This window comes from Bradyrhizobium sacchari, from assembly GCF_002068095.1.
GTDB classification, from domain to species: Bacteria; Pseudomonadota; Alphaproteobacteria; order Rhizobiales; family Xanthobacteraceae; genus Bradyrhizobium; species Bradyrhizobium sacchari.
Genome location: NZ_LWIG01000066.1, coordinates 153923 through 162384 on the forward strand (window position 1 = coordinate 153923; position 8462 = coordinate 162384).

General features: G+C 65.2%; 10 protein-coding genes. 5 read left to right on the forward strand and 5 right to left on the reverse strand.

Going from position 1 to position 8462, the window contains the following annotated elements:
• Positions 1 to 8: 8 nt before the first annotated feature.
• The 3 genes from A5906_RS39230 to A5906_RS39240 all read right to left on the reverse strand — a co-directional run bounded on the left by A5906_RS39230 (position 9) and on the right by A5906_RS39240 (position 2641).
• Positions 9 to 887 carry a sulfurtransferase gene (locus A5906_RS39230; protein ID WP_080140410.1) on the reverse strand — a complete coding sequence of 293 codons (879 nt, stop codon included), beginning with the start codon at positions 885 to 887 and terminating at the stop codon, positions 9 to 11.
• A gap of 63 nt (positions 888 to 950) precedes the next feature.
• On the reverse strand, positions 951 to 2063 hold the full coding sequence (locus tag A5906_RS39235; RefSeq protein ID WP_080140432.1) for an acyl-CoA dehydrogenase family protein: 1113 nt from the start codon (positions 2061 to 2063) through the stop codon (positions 951 to 953).
• Positions 2064 to 2098: 35 nt separating this feature from the next.
• A complete protein-coding gene (locus tag A5906_RS39240; protein WP_080140411.1) occupies positions 2099 to 2641 on the reverse strand; it encodes an OsmC family protein in 543 nt (180 codons plus the stop codon).
• 247 nt (positions 2642 to 2888) lie between these two features.
• Here A5906_RS39240 and A5906_RS39245 point away from each other — a divergent pair, with 247 nt between their 5' ends.
• Positions 2889 to 3551, forward strand: coding sequence for a TetR/AcrR family transcriptional regulator (locus A5906_RS39245; RefSeq protein ID WP_080140412.1), 663 nt, complete (start codon positions 2889 to 2891; stop codon positions 3549 to 3551).
• 94 nt (positions 3552 to 3645) lie between these two features.
• On the forward strand, positions 3646 to 4401 hold the full coding sequence (locus A5906_RS39250; protein WP_080140413.1) for a hotdog family protein: 756 nt from the start codon (positions 3646 to 3648) through the stop codon (positions 4399 to 4401).
• Positions 4402 to 4511: 110 nt separating this feature from the next.
• On the opposite strand, the gene A5906_RS39255 is transcribed toward A5906_RS39250, so the two are convergent.
• Positions 4512 to 5711 carry a TrmJ/YjtD family RNA methyltransferase gene (locus A5906_RS39255; protein ID WP_080140414.1) on the reverse strand — a complete coding sequence of 400 codons (1200 nt, stop codon included), beginning with the start codon at positions 5709 to 5711 and terminating at the stop codon, positions 4512 to 4514.
• A gap of 353 nt (positions 5712 to 6064) precedes the next feature.
• On the opposite strand from A5906_RS39255, the gene A5906_RS39260 reads away from it, so the two are divergent.
• From A5906_RS39260 to A5906_RS39270, 3 genes are all read left to right on the forward strand, one after another.
• On the forward strand, positions 6065 to 7279 hold the full coding sequence (locus A5906_RS39260) for an NADP-dependent isocitrate dehydrogenase (protein ID WP_080140415.1): 1215 nt from the start codon (positions 6065 to 6067) through the stop codon (positions 7277 to 7279).
• Positions 7280 to 7375: 96 nt separating this feature from the next.
• Positions 7376 to 7876, forward strand: a complete 501-nt coding sequence (locus tag A5906_RS39265; protein ID WP_080140416.1) for a DUF3455 domain-containing protein — start codon at positions 7376 to 7378, stop codon at positions 7874 to 7876.
• 5 nt (positions 7877 to 7881) lie between these two features.
• Positions 7882 to 8166 (forward strand): DUF3303 domain-containing protein, encoded by a 285-nt coding sequence (locus A5906_RS39270; protein WP_080140417.1) that lies wholly within the window; start codon positions 7882 to 7884, stop codon positions 8164 to 8166.
• A 3-nt stretch (positions 8167 to 8169) separates the two neighbouring features.
• On the opposite strand, the gene A5906_RS45805 is transcribed toward A5906_RS39270, so the two are convergent.
• The coding region (locus tag A5906_RS45805; RefSeq protein WP_245327137.1) for a cyclic nucleotide-binding domain-containing protein at positions 8170 to 8462 on the reverse strand (293 nt) is incomplete at its 5' end.

Consider the following 8462-nt stretch of genomic DNA (forward strand, 5'->3'; position numbering starts at 1 on the left):
CGCAGTACTCACGCCGCCTTGGTCGTCACATCAGATGCAATCGGCAGACCCTGCTCGATCGGCAGCGACGGATCGCGCGACCATTCGTTCCAGGAGCCGAAATACATCCGCACGTCCTTCACGCCGGCGTTCTTCAGCGCCAGGAACGTGTTCGAGGCCCGCGCGCCCTTGAAGCAATAGAGATAGACCGGCGTCGTCTGAGAGATGCCGACGGTGGCGCATTCCGCCAAAATCTCGTCCTTGGACTTGAAGCGCGGGCCCTCGGCGGTCGGCTTCATCATGCGGTACCATTCCAGCCAGACCGCGCCGGGGATGCGGCCCTTGCGCGGGCAAAAATCCTTCCCGTAAGGCGAAGAGCTGTCGCCGATCCACTCGTCGACATCGCGCACGTCGAGGATGGCGATGCCGGGCTTGCCGACCGCGCCCAGCATGGTCTTCGCGTCGATCAGGATCTCGCCGGCTTCAGGCACGATGGCGAACGAAGCCTTGGCCGGCGTCGGCACGTCCGTGGTCACCGGGAAGCCCGCGGCCGACCAGGCGTCGAAACCGCCATGCAGCACCTTGACCTTGGGGTAGCCAAGCATGGTGAGGAGATAATAGCCGCGGCAGGACTGGCCAAAGCCTGAGTTCATCGACTGCTCGTAGATGACCGCCGTCTCCTTGCCGGAGAGACCGGCGCCGCCGAACGCATCGGCAAATTTCGTCTTCAGCTCGGTCATGCCCTCGGGAGTCGATGTCGCAAGGAACGTGAAGATCTCATGCACGTTCACCGCGCCCGGCAGATGGCCCGCCGCGTAGGCATCGGGATTGCGGGTGTCGATGACGACACACGGTTCGCTCTTCAAGAGATCGGCGAGTTCGACGGCAGTGATCAGAACGTCAGTCATGGCAGCCTCTCCGTTGAGGTTGGGGGTCTTCAGGTGGACTCGTTGAACTCAAAGACTTGGAACTCAGGAATCGGCGAGCATCCTGCGCAGCTGCTTGGTGGCCGGCGTGACGATCGCGACGAAATAAGCCTCGCGCAGGCGCCGCTGCGCGCGGTGGCTTTTGAGGTAGCCGCGCGCGCCACAATGCAGCATCGCCGCATGCGCTGCCGCGACGCTGGCTTCGCCCGCACGCAGGCGCAGCGCGATCACCTTGCGCCAATAGGTCTCCTCCTCGTTGTAGGGATCGCGCGCCAGCACCATGGTCTCGGCCTCGAGCTCGGCGGCGAGATCGCGGAAATGCACCGGCTGCTGCGGCAGATAGCGGTTGATGTGGCCGAGCGGGCCATCGACCTCGTCCATGATGTTGATGCAGTCGCGGATGACGCCAAGCGCCATGCCGGCCTGCAGCAGGATGAAGCCGGCGCGGATCTTCTTGACGAAGGGCGCGGCGGGATCGGCGAGGATCAGTTCATCGGGCACGAAGACGTCGCGGAACTGCACGCCGTAGGTGCCGGTGCCGTCCATCGCGAGGAACGGCTTGCACGGCGTCAACGTGATCGCGGGGTCCGAGCAATCGGCGAGGAACATCACGGTGCCCTGGTCGTCCTCGCGCTCGAAGATCGTGCCGAAGAAATGATCGGGGCCGAGATTGGAGACCCAGGGCAGCGCGCCGCGCACGATGTAGCCGCCCTCGACCTTCCGCCCCTTCAGCTTGAGCTTCTCGATGCCGAAGAAGCTCTTCATCGGATTGGAGAGGCCTGTGCCCCCGAGCACGCGTCCGGTCGAGAACGCATCGCCAAAGCGCCTCGCCAGCTTCAGATTGGTCGAATTGGCGGCGTACCAGACCAGCGTGTTCTGACACCACGCCATGAAGGCCGTGGCGCCGCAGACCTCGCCGATCACAGCCATCGACTCGATCGCGCAGCGCAAATCCGCAGGTCCGTCAGAGGGCACATGACTGCCCCAGGCGCCGACCGCGCCGAACGCGCGCAGCACCTCGGCCGGATAGACCGAGCCGTCGTCGATGCCGGCGGCGAGCGGCGCGAGCTGCTCCCGCGCGATCCGCGTCACCTCCCCTGCAATGGACGGTGCGGGCTGATCCAGAACTTCGACCCGCGATAAAGCCAGTGAACCCATGATCGTCTCCCGCACCGTTGTCCCCGTTGCTGTTGCTAGATGCCGACCTCGAGATTGACCGGGCGGGTGAAGGTGTTGGCGACCGGCGACCATTTCTTCACATGGGCGACCAGCGCGTTGATCTCGTCCGGCGGGACGCCCTCGCACTCCATGTCGACCTTGACGCGCACGTCGGTGAAGCCGACCGGCTTGTCGGACGTATCGCCGGTGCCCCAAACCGCGGTGATGTTGAGGTCGCCCTCGAGCTCGAGCTCGAGCTTGTTGACGATCCAGCCGCGATGCACGGCGTTGGCGTGCAGGCCGACCGCAAGACAGGAGCCGAGCGCGGCGAGCGAGGCCTCCGACGGATTGGGCGCGGTGTCGTCGCCCAAAAGCCCTGGCGGCTCGTCGACGATGTAGGGCGGCAGGTTGCGGATGTAGTTGGCGTGGCGGAACTTGCCTTCCGCGACCGTCTTGCACTTCAAGGTCTTGATGACCTTCGGATTCGCCTTGCCGCTGGCGATCAGTTGCTCGAGCCCGTTCTTGTCGATGGGCGCAAGGCACCCCGTCAGCACTGTCTTTTGAACGACGGCAGTCATCAATCTTCTCCCTGGCAGAAGTGGACATCGGTAGGATACCGAACGGTCTGTTTCCTTGCATGGAGCGTGCCAGAGCCTGCCGAAAACAAAAGGCGAAGCATTGGAGCCGCTTAAGCCTCCCTGCCTGCGGATTGATCAGCCGGTCCTTGCTCAAAGGCGATGCAGATGGTCTGGTCTTTGCGAATCTTTTCAGCGCGGAACAGATGCGGCTTGCTGATGCGGCGCGGCTGCGGGTAAGTTTGCCGCCATGGCCAAGCCCTTACTGAACAAGACGTCATCGAAGAAGACCTCGCCCCACGCCGCCGCAGGCGAAGACGAATCCGCGCGCGGCCGCCTCCTGAGCGCCGCGACGCATCTGTTCTGCAAGAACGGCATCAACGCCACCGGCATCGACGCGATCATCGGGGAAGCCGGCACGGCGAAGACGACGCTCTACAAATTGTTCGGCTCCAAGACCAATCTCGTCAACGCGGTGCTCGAGAGCGAAGGCAAGCAGTGGCGCGAATGGTTCATCGGCGCCATGGAAGCGGGTGGCGGCGACGCGCAGGCGAAGTTGACGCGGATCTTCCCGGCGCTGAAGAGCTGGTTCGCCGAAGAGCGCTTCTACGGCTGCCCCTTCATCAACGCCGTCGGCGAGCACGACAAGGACGCAAAACAATTCCGCAACATTGCGCTGAAGCACAAGAAGATCGTGCTCGGCCATATCGAGAAGCTCGCCGGCGAGCTGGGTTCGAGCGAGCCCGCGGTGCTGGCGCATCAGCTCGGCCTCATCATCGACGGCGCCATCGTCGCGGCGATGATCTCGCGCGATCCGGGCGTCGCCGATACGGCAGCACTCACGGCCGGCCCCCTGCTCGGCCAGTCCAGGGCGAAGAAGAAGCGCGCGGCGGATCAGCTCGAGGCGGTGTGACCGCGCTGGTCTTGTAGCCCGCATGCAGCGAAGCGACATGCGGGACTTTTCCCTGGATATCGCTTCGCTCATCCAGGCGAGGAGACCAAATCCGATGCCTCAGATCATCATCGCCAGGCGCTTCTGCGGCCCTCCGAACTCCGGCAACGGCGGTTATGTCTGCGGCCGGCTCGCCCGTCACATTCCCGAAGCCGCGGAGGTGACGCTACGTGCGCCGCCTCCGCTGGACACGCCGCTCGATGCGGTCGCGGCCATCGACGGCTCATGGGAGCTTCGCGATGGCGCCAAGGTCGTGGCGACCGCACAAGCGGCGAGCGTCGAGCTCGCGCAGCTCGAGACAGCCAGCTTGCAGGAAGCACGCGCCGCCGAACTGCTGATGCTGTTCGAGCCGCACGAGCATCCGCTGCAGAACTGTTTCGTCTGCGGTCCCGCGCGTGCGAAAGGCGACGGCCTGCGCATCTTCACCGGGCCGCTCAAGCGTCGCGCGCAGAACGCCGTTCTCGCGGCGACCTGGACGCCCGATGCGGAGCTGGCCGCCGAGGATGGCCGCGTCGCGCCGGAATTTCTCTGGTCGGCACTCGATTGTCCCACCGGCTTTGCCTGCAATTGCAATCAGCAGAGCGGCACCTACGAAAGGACGCCGCTCCTGCTGGGACGAATGTCCGCCCGCATCGAGGCCCGCCCGCGCCCCGGTGAGCCCTGCATCATCACGGCCTGGCCGACCGGCCGCGACGGCCGCAAGCGAACAGCCGACGCCGCGCTCCATGATGAAAGTGGAACGTTGCTGGCCGTGGCGAAGACGACCTGGATTGCAGTCGACCGCGACGTGCTGCTCGGGCGCACTTCGTAGGCGGGATTAGCGGAGCGTAGTCCACCACGTTGGTCTCCCCGCGAGAACAGGTGGTTACGCCGAGCGGACTGCGCTTTCGCGCAGCCGCATGGCTGATCCACCCTACGACACTACGCGCCCTGCTCGATCATCCCCTGCAGCCGCACCAGCTCCGCCTCGAGATCGCGCTCCACATCGGCCGCGCGGATGTCGAGCACCCGATAATCGCGCGCCTCGAGCCAGGTGCGCCGCCCGGCGCGGTCGGCGGCTATGGCTTCGCCCTCGCCGGGATTGACCAGCTCGATTGCGATCCGGTGCGGGAACGAAACGAAGTCCGGGATGTGCCGCCCCACAGGGGTCTGGCGCTTGAACTGACCTGCGAAGCGGCGGTCGCGGGTGAGCGCCTGCCAGAGCAGGCGCTCGGCGTCGGTCGGGTTGCGGCGGAGCAGGCGGGCGAGGCCGCGCACCGTGGAGCCGCTGTCGGACACGCCGCCACCCTGGCCGTGCTCGGCCAGCAAGCCGCGCAGGCGCGTCGCCTGCTCGCCGTCGAGCACGCCGCCCTTGGCCGGCCCCTTGCGCCCCTCCGCGATCGCCATGACGACGCCATGGAGGGTGTGCATGTCCTGCTTTGTCGGCTCCATCCGGCTGAAGATGTTGCGCAGGTTGACCAGCATGGTGTCGCGCTTCTCGGCCGGCCGCAGGAACTCGACCTTGTCGAGCTCGCGCACGAGATTGTCGAAGAAGGCCTGCATCTGGTGCTGCGAGGCGCGCTCGGACCGTTCGGGCATGGCGTGCGGCAGTTCGCCGGACGTCGCCCGCTTGAACCATTCATAGCCGACCAGCAGCACCGCCTGGGCGAGGTTGAGCGAGGCAAAGCCCGGATTGACCGGGAAGGTGATGATGCGGTTGGAGAGCCCGACCTCCTCATTGGTCAGACCCCAGCGCTCGCGGCCGAACAGGATGCCCGCCTTGCCGCCGGTCGCGACATGCCCGGCGATCTCGCTGGCTGCGGCTTCCGGCCCAACCACGGGCTTGGCCTGGTCGTGGGGACGCGCGGTGGTGGCGAACAGCAGATCGAGGTCGGCGACGGCCTCTTCAACGGTGCCAAACAATTCGACCTTTTCCAGAATGTGGTCGGCGCCCGCCGCGGCCCGCTGTGCCGCGATGTTGGGCCAGCCGTCCCTGGGGTTGACGATGCGCAAGGCGCCAAGCGCAAAGTTGCCCATGGCGCGCGCGGCCATGCCGATGTTTTCACCCAGCTGCGGCTCGACCAGGATGACGATGGGACCGTCGAGGAAAAGGCCCGTCTTGCTCTTGTCAGTCCCCGACATCTCGCTTCGCTTTCACACTGTCTCTCAAGGCCTTGGCAAGGCCGCCTCAGGAATTGATTCAAAGCCGGCCTTGCCCCGATCTTTGGGACGGCCCGCCCCTGTCCGCCTGTCGTTTGCCTGTCCTGACGAAATTCTCAAGGGAAATAACGGGTTGAATTCGACTTTTGAATCTCGCCTGAAGCCTCACCCCCGCCCCAGCCTTGATGCCAGGCCCGGCTCCCCGTCTGAGGAAGCTGGATGAGCTAAAAGTGCATAATCACTTGGCTTTCGCCCGCTGCTATCAGGTGCTAAGAGGCGGCGGACATTCACGTTGGCGCGCTCCTAGCGCCGTTCCCAAGAGGGCTTCCCCGATCATGGCAAAAATCAAGGTATCCAATCCCGTCGTCGAGCTCGATGGCGACGAGATGACCCGGATCATCTGGCAGTACATCAAGGACAAGCTGATCAACCCGTTCCTGGATGTCGAGCTGCTGTATTTCGACCTGGGCATGGAGTACCGCGACCACACCAACGATCAGGTCACCATCGACGCCGCCGAGGCGATCAAGAAGGTCGGCGTCGGCGTCAAGTGCGCCACCATCACCCCTGATGAAGCCCGGGTGAAGGAGTTCAACCTCAAGCAGATGTGGAAGTCGCCGAACGGCACCATCCGCAACATCCTCGGCGGCGTGATCTTCCGCGAGCCGATCATCTGCAAGAACGTGCCGCGCCTCGTTCCCGGCTGGACCAAGCCGATCATCATCGGCCGCCATGCCTATGGCGACCAGTACCGCGCCACCGACATCAAGTTCCCGGGCAAGGGCACCCTCTCGCTGAAGTTCGTCGGCGAGGACGGCACCGTGATCGAGAAGGAAGTGTTCAAGGCTCCGGGCGCCGGCGTCGCCATGGAGATGTACAATCTCGACGACTCCATCATCGACTTCGCCCGCGCCTCCTTCAACTATGGCCTGCTGCGCGGCTATCCGGTGTACCTGTCGACCAAGAACACGATTCTGAAGGTCTATGACGGCCGCTTCAAGGACATCTTCCAGGAGATCTTCGACAAGGAGTTCAAGAAGGAGTTCGACGCCAAGGGCCTGACCTACGAGCACCGTCTGATCGACGACATGGTGGCCTCGGCGCTGAAATGGTCCGGCGGCTATGTCTGGGCCTGTAAGAACTACGACGGCGACGTGCAGTCCGACACGGTCGCGCAGGGTTACGGCTCGCTCGGCCTGATGACCTCGGTGCTGCTCACCCCCGACGGCAAGACCGTGGAAGCGGAAGCTGCCCACGGCACCGTGACCCGCCACTACCGCGAGCACCAGAAGGGCAAGGAGACCTCGACCAACTCGATCGCGTCGATCTTCGCCTGGACCCGTGGCCTGTCGCACCGCGCCAAGCTCGACAACAATGCCGAGCTCGCCAAGTTCGCCGCAACGCTCGAGAAGGTCTGCGTCGACACCGTCGAGGCCGGCTACATGACCAAGGACCTCGCGCTCCTGGTCGGTGCCGACCAGCGCTGGCTCTCGACCACCGGCTTCCTCGACAAGGTCGCCGAGAACCTCGTCAAGGCGATGGCGGCATAAGCCGACCGCAATTTCGCCCGACTGGGCCAGACATCATCACGGGCCGCGCGATCAGCGCGGCCCGTTTCTTTTTTGAGAGCTTTTGCGGAGACCGCCATGTTCACCAAGCTTGCTGCCCCCACGATGCTGCTCGCGGCCCTGATCGGACCGGCCGGGGCTGCGGAGCCGCTCCCCGAAGCCATCGCCGCGCCCGGCGAGAGCGTGGTGGTGAGCCTCCACGCCGAGGGGGCACAGGTCTATGAGTGCAAGGCGGGTACGGACGGCAAGCTCGCCTGGGCCTTCCGCGAACCGATCGCGACGCTGCTGTCCGAGGGCAAGACGGTCGGCCGCCACTATGCCGGCCCGAACTGGGAGCTCGCCGACGGCAGCGCGGTGGTCGGCAAGGCCATCGGCAACGCGCCGGGTGCAACGCCTGCCGATATCGCCTGGCTGAAGCTCGAGGTCGCCTCCCGCCGCGGCAGCGGCACCCTGACGCCGGTCACCACCGTCCAGCGCATCAACACCCATGGCGGCAAGCTCGACGGGGCGTGCGACAAGGCCGGCGAGTTCAGAAGCGCGCCCTACTCGGCCGATTATGTGTTCCTGAAGAAGGACTGAGACCGATGCTCTTCATGGTGATCGAGCGCTTCAAGGACCGCGATCCCATTCCGGTCTACCGGCGGGTGCGCGACGAGGGCGCCAAGTTTCCGGAAGGGCTGAAGTATCACGGCAGCTGGATCGAGCCGAATTTCGACCGCTGCTTCCAGCTGATGGAATGCGACGACGCCCGCCTGCTGCAGGAATGGGTTTTGAGCTGCCAGGGCAACGGCATGACCTTCGAGATCGTGCCTGTGGTGCCCAGCAAGGAGACGCGCGAAGTCGTCGCGCCCTTCCTCGATCCCAACTAGAGGCTAGGCGGGCGGCCGCGCTTCCGGTTCGGCCTGGGCCAGCTCTGCCGCCGCGAGATCGCCGGTGTCGGCGAGCCGCGCCTTGGCGGTGGTATGGACGTGCTCGGCCAGCGTCGGCATGCGCTCGATCAAGGCGTGAAAATCCTGGGCGTCGAGCACGAGCAGGCGCGTCTTGCGCGTCGCCGTCACCGTGCCGCTGCGCTTGGTCTTGTGCAAGAGCGCGATCTCGCCGAAGAAGGTGCCGTCGGCGAGCCGCACCTGCTGGCTCGGCAGCGCGATCTCGACCTCGCCGGCGG

Coding starts and splice junctions, on each gene's coding strand:
- A5906_RS39270 (WP_080140417.1), top strand. CDS start 7,882: ATGCTCTTCATGGTGATCGAGCGCTTCAAGGACCGCGATCCCATTCCG.
- A5906_RS39250 (WP_080140413.1), top strand. CDS start 3,646: ATGCCTCAGATCATCATCGCCAGGCGCTTCTGCGGCCCTCCGAACTCC.
- A5906_RS39255 (WP_080140414.1), bottom strand. CDS start 5,711: ATGTCGGGGACTGACAAGAGCAAGACGGGCCTTTTCCTCGACGGTCCC.
- A5906_RS39265 (WP_080140416.1), top strand. CDS start 7,376: ATGTTCACCAAGCTTGCTGCCCCCACGATGCTGCTCGCGGCCCTGATC.
- A5906_RS39245 (WP_080140412.1), top strand. CDS start 2,889: ATGGCCAAGCCCTTACTGAACAAGACGTCATCGAAGAAGACCTCGCCC.
- A5906_RS39240 (WP_080140411.1), bottom strand. CDS start 2,641: ATGACTGCCGTCGTTCAAAAGACAGTGCTGACGGGGTGCCTTGCGCCC.
- A5906_RS39260 (WP_080140415.1), top strand. CDS start 6,065: ATGGCAAAAATCAAGGTATCCAATCCCGTCGTCGAGCTCGATGGCGAC.
- A5906_RS39235 (WP_080140432.1), bottom strand. CDS start 2,063: ATGGGTTCACTGGCTTTATCGCGGGTCGAAGTTCTGGATCAGCCCGCA.
- A5906_RS39230 (WP_080140410.1), bottom strand. CDS start 887: ATGACTGACGTTCTGATCACTGCCGTCGAACTCGCCGATCTCTTGAAG.